Origin of the sequence: Ruminococcus sp. OA3, assembly GCF_022440845.1 — a bacterium.
Taxonomy (GTDB): Bacteria; Bacillota; Clostridia; order Lachnospirales; family Lachnospiraceae; genus Ruminococcus_G.
The window spans coordinates 1,776,269-1,792,224 of the sequence record NZ_JAKNTO010000001.1 but is presented as its reverse complement, the minus strand read 5'-3'; the positions used below and the strand labels follow the sequence as shown (position 1 = coordinate 1,792,224).

At 46.8% G+C, this 15,956-nt stretch carries 15 protein-coding genes; 2 read left to right on the top strand and 13 right to left on the bottom strand.

What is annotated here, in order from left to right:
* Positions 1 to 12: 12 nt before the first annotated feature.
* From MCG98_RS08180 to trpD, 3 genes are all read right to left on the bottom strand, one after another.
* Entirely contained in the window at positions 13 to 186 is a 174-nt protein-coding gene (locus MCG98_RS08180) for a cysteine-rich KTR domain-containing protein (RefSeq protein ID WP_240303397.1), read from the bottom strand.
* Positions 173 to 655, bottom strand: a complete 483-nt coding sequence (locus MCG98_RS08175; protein WP_240301530.1) for a helix-turn-helix domain-containing protein — start codon at positions 653 to 655, stop codon at positions 173 to 175. The genes MCG98_RS08180 and MCG98_RS08175 overlap by 14 nt, the downstream gene beginning before the upstream one ends.
* Positions 656 to 902: 247 nt before the next feature.
* On the bottom strand, positions 903 to 1,913 hold the full coding sequence (gene trpD, locus MCG98_RS08170) for an anthranilate phosphoribosyltransferase (RefSeq protein ID WP_240301529.1): 1,011 nt from the start codon (positions 1,911 to 1,913) through the stop codon (positions 903 to 905).
* A 481-nt stretch (positions 1,914 to 2,394) separates the two neighbouring features.
* Here trpD and MCG98_RS08165 point away from each other — a divergent pair, with 481 nt between their 5' ends.
* Positions 2,395 to 2,895, top strand: a complete 501-nt coding sequence (locus MCG98_RS08165) for a DUF5721 family protein (protein ID WP_240301528.1) — start codon at positions 2,395 to 2,397, stop codon at positions 2,893 to 2,895.
* Here the strand turns inward: MCG98_RS08165 and vanT are convergent.
* The 10 genes from vanT to MCG98_RS08115 form a co-directional block, all read right to left on the bottom strand.
* Positions 2,879 to 5,020, bottom strand: a complete 2,142-nt coding sequence (gene vanT / locus MCG98_RS08160) for a serine racemase VanT catalytic subunit (protein WP_240301527.1) — start codon at positions 5,018 to 5,020, stop codon at positions 2,879 to 2,881. The genes MCG98_RS08165 and vanT overlap by 17 nt on opposite strands.
* Complete coding sequence (gene vanG / locus MCG98_RS08155) at positions 5,013 to 6,059, bottom strand: D-alanine--D-serine ligase VanG (protein WP_240301526.1); 1,047 nt, start codon at positions 6,057 to 6,059, stop codon at positions 5,013 to 5,015. The genes vanT and vanG overlap by 8 nt, the downstream gene beginning before the upstream one ends.
* Before the next feature lie 36 nt (positions 6,060 to 6,095).
* On the bottom strand, positions 6,096 to 6,665 hold the full coding sequence (locus MCG98_RS08150) for a VanZ family protein (RefSeq protein ID WP_240301525.1): 570 nt from the start codon (positions 6,663 to 6,665) through the stop codon (positions 6,096 to 6,098).
* Positions 6,666 to 6,805: 140 nt separating this feature from the next.
* Positions 6,806 to 7,867 (bottom strand): vancomycin resistance histidine kinase VanS, encoded by a 1,062-nt coding sequence (gene vanS / locus MCG98_RS08145; protein WP_240303396.1) that lies wholly within the window; start codon positions 7,865 to 7,867, stop codon positions 6,806 to 6,808.
* A gap of 61 nt (positions 7,868 to 7,928) precedes the next feature.
* Positions 7,929 to 8,630, bottom strand: coding sequence for a VanR-ABDEGLN family response regulator transcription factor (gene vanR, locus MCG98_RS08140; RefSeq protein ID WP_240303395.1), 702 nt, complete (start codon positions 8,628 to 8,630; stop codon positions 7,929 to 7,931).
* 101 nt (positions 8,631 to 8,731) lie between these two features.
* Entirely contained in the window at positions 8,732 to 11,065 is a 2,334-nt protein-coding gene (locus MCG98_RS08135) for a hypothetical protein (protein ID WP_240301524.1), read from the bottom strand.
* Positions 11,046 to 11,939 carry an ABC transporter ATP-binding protein gene (locus MCG98_RS08130; protein ID WP_240301523.1) on the bottom strand — a complete coding sequence of 298 codons (894 nt, stop codon included), beginning with the start codon at positions 11,937 to 11,939 and terminating at the stop codon, positions 11,046 to 11,048. Before MCG98_RS08130 ends, MCG98_RS08135 begins: the two co-directional genes overlap by 20 nt.
* Positions 11,940 to 11,988: 49 nt before the next feature.
* Positions 11,989 to 13,185, bottom strand: a complete 1,197-nt coding sequence (locus tag MCG98_RS08125) for a hypothetical protein (protein WP_240301522.1) — start codon at positions 13,183 to 13,185, stop codon at positions 11,989 to 11,991.
* The gene (locus tag MCG98_RS08120; RefSeq protein ID WP_240301521.1) at positions 13,182 to 14,753 is read right to left on the bottom strand and encodes an ABC transporter substrate-binding protein; all 1,572 of its coding nucleotides are present in this window, start codon (positions 14,751 to 14,753) and stop codon (positions 13,182 to 13,184) included. Before MCG98_RS08120 ends, MCG98_RS08125 begins: the two co-directional genes overlap by 4 nt.
* Positions 14,754 to 14,962: 209 nt before the next feature.
* On the bottom strand, positions 14,963 to 15,301 hold the full coding sequence (locus MCG98_RS08115; RefSeq protein WP_240301520.1) for a hypothetical protein: 339 nt from the start codon (positions 15,299 to 15,301) through the stop codon (positions 14,963 to 14,965).
* Positions 15,302 to 15,577: 276 nt separating this feature from the next.
* Here MCG98_RS08115 and MCG98_RS08110 point away from each other — a divergent pair, with 276 nt between their 5' ends.
* Positions 15,578 to 15,955 carry a BlaI/MecI/CopY family transcriptional regulator gene (locus tag MCG98_RS08110; protein WP_240301519.1) on the top strand — a complete coding sequence of 126 codons (378 nt, stop codon included), beginning with the start codon at positions 15,578 to 15,580 and terminating at the stop codon, positions 15,953 to 15,955.
* The last annotated feature ends 1 nt before the right edge of the window (position 15,956 follow it).

Genomic DNA, 15,956 nt, shown 5'->3' with positions numbered 1-15,956 from the left:
CGGCTCTGCGTCTTAAGCGTCTGGCTCTGTAAGAATTTTCAGTTTCAAATTTGTGATGCTGATCAGTGTTTCCTGCCTGCACTTCGGGCAATATAATGGAAAGTTTTTAAGCAGGGTATCACTGCGTGCCTTCAATCTGGTTTTACTTTTGCACAGTGGGCAGTGAATCCAGTTATTTTTCATCAGCACCGGCACCTCCTGTCTCGTTTTTTTGGTGAATGTGCGTTATCCTGCTAATTGCATTCCGGATACATTCTTCATATATTTCTGCGTAAATAATCAGTGTCTCCCGCTGCTCATCAGTCATTTTTTCCATTACATCGCTGTCCACTTTCCATAAGCAGCCGATGATTTTACCTGCGTACTGCATGCCTCGTTCACTCAGCTTTACCTGCTTATTTCTCCTGTCAGTACTTAATTCTACCAGTTCTACATATCCCTGCTTCCAAAAAGATTTGATAATCATATTTACGCTTTGCTTGGTAAACTGACTTTGTTCACAGATCAGCTTTTGTGTGCATTTGTCCTGGTTGTCATAGATAATCTCCAAAACAAGCAAACTCATGGAAGTCAAACCTGCTGCCCTTGCATACTCCCCGTACAGGTTGCTGAGCAACTGCCATTTTTCAGATACCCTGTCTTCTGATTGTTTCATACTTCTCACCTCCATGTGACCGGCTTTATAATAGTCCAAATCAATTACCATCATGTTTATTGACTAATATACTATAGGATATTCCACTTGTCAAGTGTATTGCAAAAATTTCAAGGCAAAAGTTCTGTATCGCTGGCATAAAACAACCGGTCAATGTACTGTTCCATGACATCGGCCGGTTGTTTTCTCACTATTTAAGATATTTGCTCCTCGAAATCATAACCTGCAATCGCCTTTCATCTTCATCCTATTTTCCGCTCTCACGAATAAACGCTTCCAGTTTCCTCATGGCAGCCCCGGTATCAATCAGGTTTTCCGCCAGCTTAACACCCTCTTCTATGCTGCCGGCTTTTCCAGTAATGTAAAGAGCCGCCCCTGCATTCAGGCATACGGCACAGCGCTTTGCGCCGCGTTTTGTTCCGTTTAAAATATCCCGTGTAATCCCGGCGTTCTCTTCCGGAGTTCCTCCGGCCAGCTCCTCCTTCAGACAGCGTTTATAGCCAAACTGTTCTGGTGTAACCGTGTAAGACTGGAACCATCCGTCCCTGATCTCACAGATCTTTGTTGGTGCACTCATGGAAATCTCATCCAATTTATCCTGCCCATACACCACCATACCCCTTGAGACGCCCAGTTTAGCCATAACCTGTGCCAGTGGCTCGACCAGGGCCTCCTCATAGACACCCATCAGTTCCATATTGGCCCCCGCCGGATTGGACAGCGGTCCCAGTATGTTAAATACCGTACGGATTCCCAGTTCACGGCGGATCGGCGCTACGTATTTCATTGCAATGTGATAGTTCTGAGCAAACAGGAAGCAGATACCGATATTCTTCAGCAGCTCTGCACTTTTCTCAGGTGGAAGGTTGATGGTGACTCCCAACGCCTCCAATACATCTGCGGCTCCACACTTTGATGATGCGGCACGGTTCCCGTGCTTCGCCACCGGCACGCCGCCTGCGGCGATAACCAGTGCCGACGTAGTGGAGATGTTAAAGGAATTAGCCCCATCTCCTCCGGTGCCCACGATCTCCAGCACGTCCATATCGTGCAGCAGTTTGATGCAGTGATCCCGCATTCCGGCCGCGGAAGCCGTGATCTCATCGATCGTTTCACCCTTCATGGACAGGGCTGCCAGATATGCCGCCATCTGAATGTCGTTCGCCTTGCCCTCCATGATCTCATCCATTACCTGCTGCGCCTCTCCGTAAGACAGGTCCTCATTTTTTGCCAGTTTTAAAATCGCTTCTTTAATCATTTTTTACCCTCCTGATGGATCTCCTGGTTTCCCTGTCAGGACGGAAAATAATCCTAAAGGTGCACAATATCAAAGGTTGCACTTTTCCAGGAAATAAAAAACCCGTCCAGACAGACATAGACTCTGTCAAGGACGGGTGATAATTCCCGCGGTGCCACCTTGATTCACGGTTTGACCCGTGCCCTTAGCGAGATACCAGCATATCTCCGGCAACTGACGTATGCCCTCACGTCGCAGAATACTCGGCTGCTGCCTTTCCCTGCGCCCTCAACGGTCCATTTAACAGATTGCATTTCCACCCGGCTCTCAGCTCCCCGGACTCTCTGTGCGCGCACCTCTGTTTTTATCTCCGCTTCAACGGTTTGGCTGTATTAATTTTTTTTATAATAGCACCAACCACCAGCCCTGTCAAGCCCTTTCCTGCCATTGACATGGCCGTGTCCCGCATGGTAAAGTTGTCATTAGAGAAAGGGGAATTTTCATGAAAGCTTTTCAAATCTGCGAGGTCAAGGACTTCATGTCCAAAATGCTTATCCGGAATACATTTGATCAGTTCTGGCTTTTTGAGCTGTCTCTGACTACGAATGTAACTTACAATATAGATGGTATCCTCCACCCCGATTTTTATGATGCCGGTGAAGCTGAGCAGCTCAAAGCGCGTGAGCAGACACATGTTCTCTGGAATGATATCCGGCCTTTCTGCTTCTCGCTGATCAAGGGAAAGAAAACACCCCTGAATTTCAAGATCGTATTTCAGTATGCCCGCCCCGATGTGGAACAGCTCCTGGCACAGAGCGGACTGGCTTTACAGGCAGATGACATCTTCGGGCTGTATCTGAACTGTCAGTTTGACGGTGAGCATCTGACCTGTGTGACCGGTACTTCCCTGCGCTTTTTTACGATGGACAAATCCCTCGATTATGCCTGGGACGATAAGGTGACACGCTTTTTCAGGTCTCAGGGGATCACGTTTGAGTCCTGACCACGACTCTCGTCCCCATCCGGCTGAGGAGTTCATTTGTGATACTTCCGGAACGCCAGGCTGCTTCAGAGGCCTTCAGTTCTTCCTGTCCGTCTCTTCCGATCAGCGTCGCGATGTCCCCTACAGCTGCATCAGGAATGTCTGTGATGTCAACTGCCAGCTGATCCATGCTGATCCGTCCGGCTATCAAAACCCTGCAGCCTCTGATCAGCACTTCACCGTTTCCGCAGGACAGATTCCTCGGTATCCCATCGGCGTATCCGATCGGCAGAATGGCAATCCGGCTGTCTCTCTCTGCTTTAAACATTCTCCCATATCCCACACACTCTCCGGCTTTTATCTCTCTGATCAGGACCACCTGTGACCGCAGAGACAGCACGGGGCGCAGATCCAGCTGCAGCCTGGTCTTATCATTCGGAGCACTCAGAACACCGTACAAGGAGATTCCTGCTCTCACGTAGCTGCAGTTCAGCTCAGGATAGTTTAAAAGGCCATAAGTGCTCTGGATATGTACGTCGGGAAGCGTCACCTTCTGCTCCTTCAGCCAGTCCAGTAATTCATAGAACACTTCTATCTGTCTGCCCGTAAACTTTACATCATTTTCTGCAAGACTGTCTGCGGCACATAAATGTGTGTAGATTCCGCATACATTCAGCTTCCGGTTCATTACCGTCTTTAAAATCGCCTCTCTGTCTTCCACCCCAAAGCCGAGCCGGTGCATTCCCGTATCAATTTTCACCTGTGTCCTGATGGAATACCCCTGACGAATCAGGCTCTTTGCATACGGATAATCAATCAGGGTCTGTATCAGCCGGTACCGGTGCAGTTCCTCTGCACGTGAAGGCTCCGTGTACCCCAGAATCAGAATATCTCCCCGGATTCCCCAGCGGCGCAGTGCGATGCCCTCATCAATGGTTGCAGCGGCAAAAGAGGTTACTCCGATCCGTTCAAGACATACCGCTGTTTCAAAGGCCCCATGTCCATACGCATTGGCTTTCACCACTGCCATCAGTCTGCATCCCGGCGGCATGGCTTTTTTCAGAGTTCTCACATTGTGCTTCAGATTGTCCAGATCAACTTCTATCCATGCCCTGTCTGCAGGTTTTCGGTAAGGTTTTCTCCTTTTTTTACTCCATCTGTCCCAGATGATAACCGCAGCCGCGGAACATGCCGCTGACACTGCACACACTGTCAGAAAATGAACCAGGCTGTTCTCCACCAGCAGCGCCTGTAAACCAGACAGTCCGGCAAACAACCGCACCACAACGATCATCATAGGATGAACCAGATAGAGGAGCAATGCAAACTCAGAAATCCGCTGAATCCTTCTCCCCCTCCAAAACGTCAGTGTTGCAAACAGAAAATACATTACGGGTATAAGCATGACGTACATACTGTCGTGTCTTTGCAGCTGAAAATAGTGCAGTATCATACCTTCCGCCAGCATCAGGGAAAATGAAATCACGGTACCCGTCAGACATTTTCTCAGCGAGATGCGTGCCGTCTGTTCTGCGATGATTCCTCCCATCACAAAAAACAGCGGGGCAAAAAAGATGCCGTTGCGTGTATAGTCGGAAACTTCAAAAATGCCGGCATAGAAACTCCTGAATAACGGTATCTTCTCAGCTATTCCATAATAACTGTCTCCAAACAGCCCCACTGTATAGAGTAACGCAGCTGGCGCCAGCGCTCTTTTTATTCCGAACCTTTTCACCAGCATCCATGCTGTGCCTGCACCCACAACAGAAGCCGGAAGATACCAGAGATGGTACAGAGTTCCGTCGAACACCAGATCCTTTAAAATATTCGGCAACAGATGTTTTGCATTGAAATATCCGTTATACAGATTCAGCGGCAGATAAAAAAGAATCGCACAGCCATATATTACTGCCGTTTTCTTCACAAAACTCACGAGTTTGTCCGTATCACGGCCATATCCCGATATGAGGAAAAATCCGGAGGTCATAAAGAAAAAAGGAACAGCAGCACGGGCAAAAATACGTGTCAGTATAAAATCCCCTGTATCACCAAATGACGCCAGCGGTGACGTGTGGATCGCAACAACCAAAAACGCTGCCGTCAGCCTCGCATAATCGATACCGGTGTAATCCTTTCCCCTACTCATCATACATACCCAGAAGCCGTTCCAACAGTTTTTCAAAGGACAGGCCGATTCCTTTCATCATATTCGGGTAGCGGCTGTGCGCCGTAAAACCCGGTATCGTGTTTACTTCATTAAATACGATATCACCGGTAGGAGTCAGAAACATATCTACTCTGGCAAATCCGGAGCATCCCAATGTCCGATAAATGATCTTTGCCGTCTCCTGTATTTTCTGTTCCGTTTGCCTGTCAATTCTGGCCGGCATATGGATTCTGGAACTCTTCAGTGTATATTTCTCCGTAAAGTCAAAAAATCCATCCGTCAGCTCTATCTCATCGACTCTTCCCACAGTGAGGTCCTCTGTCCCCAAAATGGCACAGCCAACCTCAAAACCGTCCACATGTTCCTCAACAATCACTTCATCATCGTGGCAGAATGCGGCACAGACGGCAGAGTCAAGTTCTTCTTTTCCATAGATTTTTGCAATTCCACAGGAAGAACCGGCACGAACCGGTTTGACGAACAGCGGATACACAAAATCCCCCGGCACAACAACAGCTCTGCTCTTCTGATTCTTTTGCAGTACTACAGCTTTCGGAACAGATATTCCGGTTGTCCCTGCCAGCCTGTGCGCCCTGTCTTTGTCCATGCAAAGTGCTGAAGAGAGTACACTGCAGCCGACAACCGGTATCCCGGCAAGTTCAAGCAGGCCCTGTACGGTTCCATCCTCCCCGTTCTTTCCGTGCAGTATCGGAAATGCCAGATCCAGCGGAGTCACACGGTTTTCCCATACAGCAAGTTCCACGATCCCGTGCACTGCAGGATTTTGATGGACAATGACCGGTGTCAGCTCCTTCTCATCCTGCAGCCATGCATCTTCCGGGATTTTTCCGTAAGCTCCCCGGTAGCGGTACCAGTTCCCCTGTCTCGTGATCCCAATTGGTATCACTTCATATTTTTCTTTATCTACAGCTTCCAGTACAGAATATGCCGACTGCAGTGATACGCAATACTCTGTCGAATTCCCCCCGAAGATAACTGCCAGTCTTTTTTTGCCCATGTCTTTTCTCCCTTTCTCTGATGTACGTGACGTGTATTACGACAGCCTGCCAGTAAATTTCTTCCAGACTTTTCTTCTCTGAAATAATTTTGAAAACAGCAGAAATATCAGATATCCAATGACACCTCCCGCCGTATTTTGCAGAAAATCATCGATATCTGAAGACCGGCCGATAAAGTACTGTACGAATTCGATCAGAAAAGAAAAACCCGCAGCACAAAACATCGTCCTCAAGAATCCCCGGAATTTTGGCAGGGCCGCCGGCAGAATGAATCCAAACGGAATAAACATGACTACATTAGCGGCAACCTGTGAAAGCATTTTTTCCCTGCCCATCGCCCATTCCTCCGTGATCCAGCGAAACGGAATCAGGTTGATATCCATCCTGACTCCCAGCACATCCTGACCGTCCGTCAGACCAAGAATCACAGAAATCAGTACCGTTGCCAGCAGGATGATCAGGCAACAGCCCGCCAGCAGCAAAAATGACATCTGCCTCACAAAACAGACTTTTTTCCTCAGTACAAAATAGACGGGCAGATACAAAACCGCAACAGCCGCCATCAATATAAAGCCGATCAATACATCTCCCAGAATTTCTCCCATAACTTCCTCCTCGAAACTGTAAATTCACATGTAAAAAGCACCTCTGGTTCTGATATGATTTTATCAAAACCTGAGATGCCTTTTCTCTGCAAAGCCAATAAAACTTCCTGTTTTTATCTATTGAAATTCTTACAGTTTTCCTACGAGATCGGAAGTGTCACCTCAAATGTATTCCGTTCTTCCTCGCTCTGCACGGTTATTGTTCCGTGATGCAGCTCCACGATCTCCCGGGCGATGGCAAGACCAAGTCCGGCTCCGCCGCTGTTCGAGCCTCGTGCCGTATCCAGCCGGTAGAACTGTTCGAAAATGCGTTCCAGCTTTTCCACCGCTATCGTGTACCCCTGATTCGACACTGTTATCACCACCGCGCCCTCCTTTGATGCTGCCGCAATTTCCACAGTACTTCCTTCAAAGCTGTAATAAACTGCATTCCTCAGCAGGTTATCCAGAACGCGCTGCATTTTATCGGCATCACACGATATCATAAGACCCGGTTCAGCATGCAGTACATATTCCAGATGCTTCTCGTCAAACATCGGTCTGAATTCAAATGCCAGCTGCTCCAGCATGCGGGTCAGATTGACCCTGCTGTATTCCAGCACAATATTAGAAAGATTAAACCGGGTAATTTCAAAAAACTCATCGATCAGTTCCTCCAGCCGTTCCGCCTTGTCCAGGGAAATTCCCAGATATTTTTCCCGAAGTCCCTCTGAAATTTCCTTCTCATCCCTCAGCAGTGTGAGATAGCCGATCACAGAAGTCAGCGGTGTCTTCAGGTCATGAGCCAGGTAGACCACCAGATCATTCTTCCGCTGTTCCGCCAGCTGCGCATCCAGCTTTCGTTTCTCCAGGGTATGCTTGATATCATTGAGCTTTTTTTCTGTCGCCGACAATTCCGGGGACATTGTGATATCATGGGCATCTTCCTGGATCAGCACATCAATTCCGCGGTTCACTTCACCAAAGTATTTCGTAAACCACCTCAGGTAAAACCAGAAAATACAAAAAAAGACGATGCCGATACCCGCCATAAAAATGAGGTCCATATAGTTGCGGAACGTCTGCTGATACAGGTTCAGAGCCTCCTGATAATCCATCCGGAAAAGCATCTCAAAAACCGATATCATCCACTCCGAAAAGCGTCCGAAGAAAATCAGATCATAGATGATCCAGACAACCACTATCGCACCTGCCACCATCATCAGGGTTCTGAGAAAGATCTTTGTCCTAAGCTGCCCGTAACCGTCTTTTTTCTTTCTCTCCCTACGCTTCAATCTTATACCCCACTCCCCAGACCGTCTTTATAAATCTTGGTTTTTTTGCAGGCTCATGCAGTTTTTCCCGCAGCCGTCCGATATGCGCCATCACAGTATTATTATTATCGAAATATTTCTCTTTCCACACCGCTTCAAATAGTTCTTCTGATGAAACCACCTTTCCCCGGTTTTCACAGAGATACCAGAGTATCGAAAACTCAATGGGCGTAAGAGAAACCTCTTCATCAAACAAACGGCAGCTGTGCCTCTCTTTGTTGATCAGAAGTCCTTTGATATCATATTCACTGACCGTTTCTGTCTGCTGATCGCAGTTGCTGTTGTAGCGCATGTACCTTCTCAGCTGTGTCTTAACCCTCGCCACCACCTCCAGCGGATTGAAAGGTTTCGTGATATAATCGTCGGCTCCGATCGTCAGCCCCATAATCTTATCCGAGTCCTCCACTTTCGCTGTCAGCATAATGATCGGAAAAAAGTACTGCTCACGGATCTTCCTGCAGATCTGGAACCCGTCGATATCCGGAAGCATCACATCCAGCACCGCCAGATCTACCTTTTTTGATTCTATGCATTCCAGCGCCTCCGCACCCCTGTAAAATTTATACACGGTATAACCGTCATTTTTCAGATAAACTTCCATCAGATCGGCAATCTCTTTTTCATCATCGACAATCAGGATACTTTCCTTCATAATACTGTCAAACACTTCCTTTCCTGTCAGTCTCATATGTTTCTCCTGTACAGCATATCCCAAACCGTCCCAAAACGCAACGGTATCTGACTGACACATGCTCACAGCTCCCGAAAAATGTGTGTACGCAGTACCCTGTATGCCCCCGCTCCGAATGCTATCGGGATAAGAATCAGGGGTGCATATCCGGCTTTTGCATAATCCAGGTACATATTTCCGGAAAGAAACATGTTGAAAGACATGACATCAATCTTTTCAATTCCCGCCAGATGAATCAGCAGTGGAAATACGATGAGCAGTGTACAGAACACCATCGTCTTCATCGTGTCCCGAAGCATCACGGAAACTGCAAAGACCGTCATCCACAGACAAAGATAGCACAGTCCGCGCAGCAAAAGAAGCAGCAGGAGATACTCCCCGAGTGATATCATTTCTCCAAATGCAGACAGGGAAGGGACCGCCGCACAGGGAGCAGAAAGGGAAGGAAATCCGTAGTTATGAACTGTATAGATAAAATCCGGCAGATATGCCATCACAAACATGACAGCAGACATTGCAAATCCGAGCAGCAGCTTTTTGTGTACGGTTGCAAGCCCCCCGTTCGGACTGCAGGAGAGCAGCCAGATCATACCGGTGTTATATTCCACAGGAAAAACAGCAGAAAAAGCTGCGATCGTCACCATCATGAGCAGAGCCGCATTGATCATATCATTGCGATACCCTTCATACGAATGTCCACTGATGCGGTCATACCCCGTCTCATATACGAAGCCCAGATTTTTTCTGTGAGTCATGGCATAGTCCCTCAGATACCAGAACCTCTGCACCACGCGCTGGAAGGCACTCCTGTTTTTTGTCTGGTCCGACACCAGGCGCTGCACGGCATTCCATTCTACAGCACTGATTTCTTTTGCCTTATACTGCTTCCTGGCATCTGAGAGCATCGTATCATAGTGCAGCAACCGTTCCTGCTCTTTTTTCAGCACCTCCGTCTTTGCCCGTGTCACCGGTCCTTTAAGACGCTCCATATACTGCCGGTAATACTGTTCCTCCACACTGATATAATCCGATCGGTGCACCCCCAGATAGATCTGCAACGCCGCGAACACTGCCAGGATCACAAAAGCCCGCTGCATGACCAGACATTTGTATCCCTCGTGGCTGAACAGGCCTCCGCTGCATCCGCGCACAGCATTTTTATTTCTGCCAATCCCAATTGACTCCGGTACTTTTGCCAGCCTCTTTGCCGCAAATCCATGCAGATTCAGACAGATAAGCATAACAGCCAGCAATGCAAGCATGCCCCAATACAGTGAAATCATATTAACCGGATGCGACAGCAGACTGACGTTGAAATAGTAGCGGTAAATGGAATTCACCCGCAGAAACGGTATCAGATTAATATACTTAACAAGCTGAAAGACTGAGTTTCCATCGATCAGCTGGTAAAGTCCAAAAGACGCTCCGAACAGCAATGCCGTCTGTATATACAGCATCACGGTTCTTCTGGCATACAGCGTAAAAAAGACGAGGATAAGCGATACCTCGTAACAGATTAAGATTTTAGACATCACAAAAAGCAGCAGGTATTCTCCTGCCGTTACAGGCAGCGCACATCCTATGTAGCCGCTGACTGACTGAATGGGTACATCCCAGTCCATCGGACCGTATTTTGCGGTGGCCAGAACCGCATTCATGCCCCAGAAAACCAGATTGGCAAACACGCTGCCGCAAAACAATGCCCCCATCTTCGCCGCGATCAGGTGCCGCCTTCCCCGGAGAAGGGGAAACAACAGTGCCGTCAGTCCGCGCTCCCGCTCCCATGCTACAAGTAGCAGCACCATATAAAACAGCAGACACAGTACCATAAAATCAGTTCCGGGAAAATCCACCGTATCATGAAACGTATGTGAGTTGACAAATACCAGATGCGTACCTGCAAGCGGCTCGAATGCCGCTGCAGTCTTTCTGGCATTCTCCCGTGAAAAGCGGCTTTCATTCTGAAAGATCACAATCCCGCTCTGACGCTTTGCCTTATCCCTGATACCCTCCAGATATGTCTCATACCCTGAGATATCTCTCAGCTGCTTTTCGAACTCCTGTAAAAGCGAGTATTCCTGATAAGCATCCTGTGCGAATTTTGGCTGATATTTCTCTATCTTTACATACTGGTCATACGCCTCAAGCTCATCCGGTTCTTCTGCAAACAACAGCGCTTTCAGCTCCTTTGTACGTTCCTGCACTTCCCGCAAGCGTTCATCTTCTGACAGGCTCAGATAATAGGCGTACGCTTTTTGATACACGGAGGCATCCATCATCACATCCGGAGCCTTTGTATACAGCAGTACGCCGTTTATCAGCAGCAGGACGGCGAGAACCAGCCAGAAGACCGGACTGAACCAGACTTTCACACACTCATTTTTCCATATCCGCATCCCGCCTCACCTCATCCTCGAAACGGTATAAATACACATCTTCAAGCGTCGGATGACTCCTCTGCCAGGGATATTCGACCGGGACTCTGTCCGCGATCACATGCACCATCAGCTGTTCCCCGCAGTATGACACATTGCTGATCAGATACTGCCTCTCCAGTCCCGTGAGCGCTGACGCCGGAACGACGAGATCATACACCTTTCCCGCCAGTTCTTCAATCAGCTTCTGGGGCCGTGCCGCCGCAAGCACATTCCCCTGTTTCATGAGAATCACGTTCTTTCCGATCTGCTCAATATCTGAGACAACGTGAGTTGCCAGCAGTACGATCTTATCTTCTGCGATCTGGGAGATCATATTGCGCACCCGGATACGTTCCCTGGGATCCAGCCCTGCCGTGGGCTCATCCAGGATCAGCACGGCAGGCTGGTTCAAAACCGCCTGTGCAATCAGAATTCTCTGCTTCATTCCTCCAGAATACGATGCCATCCGCTTTTTCGCCTGCTCCGTCATGTTGACAAATTTCAGCACCTCTTTAATTTCTTTTATTGCCTGGCGCTTCGGCATTCCCTTAAGATCTGCCATATAAGCCAGAAAACGGTAGCCGGTAAACTGATCATACAATGCCTGCTGCTGAGGCATAAATCCCAAAACTTTGCGGAAAGTGGCACTTCCGCCTGTGACATCGATATTGTTGTACAGCACTCTGCCGGTGTCAGGTGCAAGATTGCCGGCAATGATATTCATCAGTGTGCTCTTCCCCGCCCCGTTCGGTCCCAGCAGACCATAAACCCCCGGCGTCAGCTCCAGATTCACCCTCGAAAGAGCATTCTTTTTTCCATACGATTTACTAAGTCCCAGTATTTCGAGTTTCAATTTCCATCCTCCGCCGTGTCCCATTGTCCTGATATGGATACCCGCATTTTTACTGTTTATCCTGATCTGTCTCCCACGCAAGTGGAATAAATGACTCATTTCCGTTATAAAAGTCCTCTTTTGTTATCAAACCGGGCTGTCCGTTCTGACCGGCCGTCACGCCATGGATATACACTCCCGGCGTCTGCCAACAGTAAAACACATTCAGTACAGAGTTCTTTAACTCTACCGTCTTCTTCGTCTCCGCTTCATAATACTGATATGCCTCCCCCTCGGACAGGAATACCTTGCCGTCCGCATACTGCGGCTGCTTGTCGGATTCCCCGCATTTTTCGATATCCCCGGATGTTAAATCCGCTGCGTATACCACATACCGTTCAAACCCATTCTCTCCCCAATTCTCACCATCGTCATACATCAGAATGTCTTGTACCATGTAAAAGCCGCCGTTGCCGTCTGCTCCCTCCAGGGTTTTCTCGTATGTCCCCGCCGAAATGTCGTACGCATACCACGTTATCCTCTGTCCGGCCTCTTCAAAATTCAGACCGTCAAAAGGCTTTTCAAAGGAAATCTCCCTGCAATACAGTTTATCCCCCCAAAGCCCTGCAACCTGCAGCGTCGCATTATTCTCTTTTTGTCTGGGTGTCAGTTCTTTTTGTTTTCCATTTTCCAGATCCACTCTGTAAACCCATGTATCCACGACTCCCGTTGGCACCTGCATTCCATTTTCATCCACCTCCAGTTCGTTCGACGTACCAGCCAGATAAAGGATTCCGTCTTTTACCGCAAAAGTGTCCAGGTGGTCCATCGTCAGCTCCGTTACCTTCTTCTGTCCTGAACGGTCAACGGCAGAACTGGTGATCACAGCCTGCTGAAGCATTGGGTCGATCTGTATAATATACAGTTGATCTTCTGACAGAAACCCACCGATTAGTCCGTCACCAAGATAAGAGTGACATCGCTCCTCATCCGGCGTGTCTTCCTGCCATGCTTCGTGTGTACAGTTCGGTTTGTTGCATACCTGTACGTCCTGTTTTTCCTTATTATCATAGAAGTAAAGAAAGTTCCGACTGTCCATATGGTAAAGTCCGTCATCTGTGGCAATGGCAAGACCCATGGCCTGATTGTAGAATGTGGTATCCGATGAATCTATTTTTCGTACGCTTCTCGCCATAACAGCAACTGCAATAATTGCTGCAGCCATAACTGCCAGCACTGATATGGTTACAATCCGCTTTTTCTTCATCCTTCGTACTTCTCCCTCCATTCGGCGAGCTGGCGATTGGCTTCTGATACGATTTTGTCAGCACCGGCGGCTTTTAGTTTTTGGTTAAATACTTCCAGTGCTGCATCCGGATCATCCACATTACCGCTTAACAACTGCCTGGCCTCTTCCGTATATTCCCCATAACTGCCAAATATCTCTGCTATGGCATCTATTTCTTTCTGAACCGGTTCTGGATCAAAGCGGAAACCATTTGGCATATGTGCCTCATTTTCCTTATAACACTGTTCCAGCATGGCGCGTCTGTCTCGGGGCATTCCCTCCCCGGGATAAGTCAGCAGTGGATTTGTAAAGTGTTTTCCATATATACTAAGCATGTTATGTTTCCCATAAATGGCATATCCATTTTCGACTGAGTAGTTTACACCTTCCACACCATATTGAATCAGATTAGCAATGTCTGCATCCGTATACAGCAACGTCAAAAAGTCAAGCGCTTCTTTCTGATGCTTCGACCAGCTGGCAATTCCAGTTGCAGAATCTGCCCCGTACAGAGCAAGCTGCGGCAATTTTTCATTTGGCACTACCACAATGTCAATTTCCTCTTCGCCTTTCCCGTCTTTATAAACTTTATATACAGATTCGTATATTTGATCCGTATCCACATAATAATCGATTGCGAAAAAGTCTCCGCTACTTTGATCTGATGTATTTATCAAGCCCTGATCCTGGAAATCTTTTAATTTATCCAGAGATTTTTTCAGTTCTTCTGTTTCAAAAACATTCACAAAACTGCCTTCACGACTGCATGCAAGTATCTCACACTCATCTATGATCCAAACTCCAATCCTGCGTAACACTCCTCCGTCCATTATATATGGTATTACTTTTCCTTCCTCACCGTCGCGTACTTTCTTCAGTAAATCCTCATTTTCAAAAATATCGGCAGATAATTCTTCATGTTCTATTTCATACTTTTTCAGAATATCTTTTCGATAAGCCACAGCATTGAATGTCCGCATATGCTGAGCAATTCCATATGTCACGCCGTTAACCTGCGATCTTTTTAACTCCGTCTGAGTGATTGCTTCTTTGATTCTTACTCCTTGTTCCGTTTCCAGTATACTATCCAAAGGCTCCAACAAATTTTTTTGAATCATTTCCCGGTAAGGAAAATAAGCATAAAGATTTTTCCCATTCGCATCCCATTCTGTCATGATAGTTGGTATGGATATGACATCTGCCTGCTTGCCCTCCGCCTTGAAATTTTCAAGCGCCTGAGCCGGGCTGTATTGTTTTCCATCTTTTATCGACTCATAATATACCTCAATTTTTACCCGATAGGGCACCCCCCTCTCTCTCAGAAGACGATCAAGAGAGGCCTGCCATATATCCGCAAATCTTTCACCAAGTTCCTGACTTTCATCATAAATCTGCCAGACAATTGTAGGGAACTCCTTCTGCCCTTCTGCTTTCTCCTCCGAAGATACTTGATCTGTATCCCTGCTCTCTGGTCGCTTTTCACTACATCCGACGCAGCTGTACAGAAGCATACATGCGACAATCAACAGGAAAAATTTTTTTATCATAATCATACCCTCTCCCCTCTCATATTGATTAAAACAGCAGCCATGAGCCCCGGGCGATATATGTTGTCCCTGCCCAAATTGGTGGCAAATCAATCTCTACTGCGTATAGCGGGCATAAATAATAATCATTTAGTGAGTACATTTAATATATCAAAGAGATAAGACCCTGTCATTTATTTATACGCTATCCAAACGCCTTTAACGTTGTTTTATGCTCCTGCCGTAACAGTAAAACCACTATAGGTTGTTGTAGCATTCACTGGGTTTGTTACTGCTCCCGGACTAATACTTCCATACCAATACGAAGAATAAGCAGTTCCATTCGTCGATTGTGTCTTCGTTTGTGCACTGTAGACATATCTAAATCTCCCTGTTGCCTTAGGATAGGATCCTCCGGTAACCTGATGCCATGAACTTTTAGTGCCACAATTAGCCGTTACTTTTTTTCCATTATAGTAACTACTGCTTGTACCAGCTGACACCGATACCGGCACCGCTAAAACCATTGTTAATACCAACAAAAATGCGATACATCTTTTTCTCATCATACGTTTCCCCCTGTTCTTAAATGATATGTATGCTTATCTCTTTGATATCAAAACTGTATATTTATTATATTTTTTATTCTATATTTTCGTTCCAACCCCTAATAATTACTAATATTATGCATTAATATTCTTTTTTTGTCAATATTTTTATACTGACTAATTTATTTTTAATTTGTCTGTACTTTTTTATCGATAAATTTATCCGGGATTTTAAGAGTGTTTTGCAGTTGACTTTACGGTATTTAAATATTATAATATAGAACAAAGGAGGTCCCCATGAAAAAAATAAAATTAAGCAATCGTGAAACGGAAGTAATGGTAGTCCTGTGGAATTCAGACAAGCCGCTGGCAGCCACCGACATTCCGGCAATTAATCCGGAACTAAGTGTTAATACCGTTCAGGCGGCTTTAAAAAACCTGCTGAAGAAATCTTACATCAAGGTAGCAGATATCATCTACCACGGAACGGTACTGACCCGCTCTTACGAACCGCTGTTGACACACGAGGATTATATCAACTCCCAGCTGGAAGATACGGTACTGACACCTTATGGTTATGCCGCCTCACTGGTCAAGAAAGAAAAAAATGAAAATATGCTGAATGAGCTGGAGCAAATAATTCAGGAACAAAGGAAAAAACTTAAGAAGAGGTGAT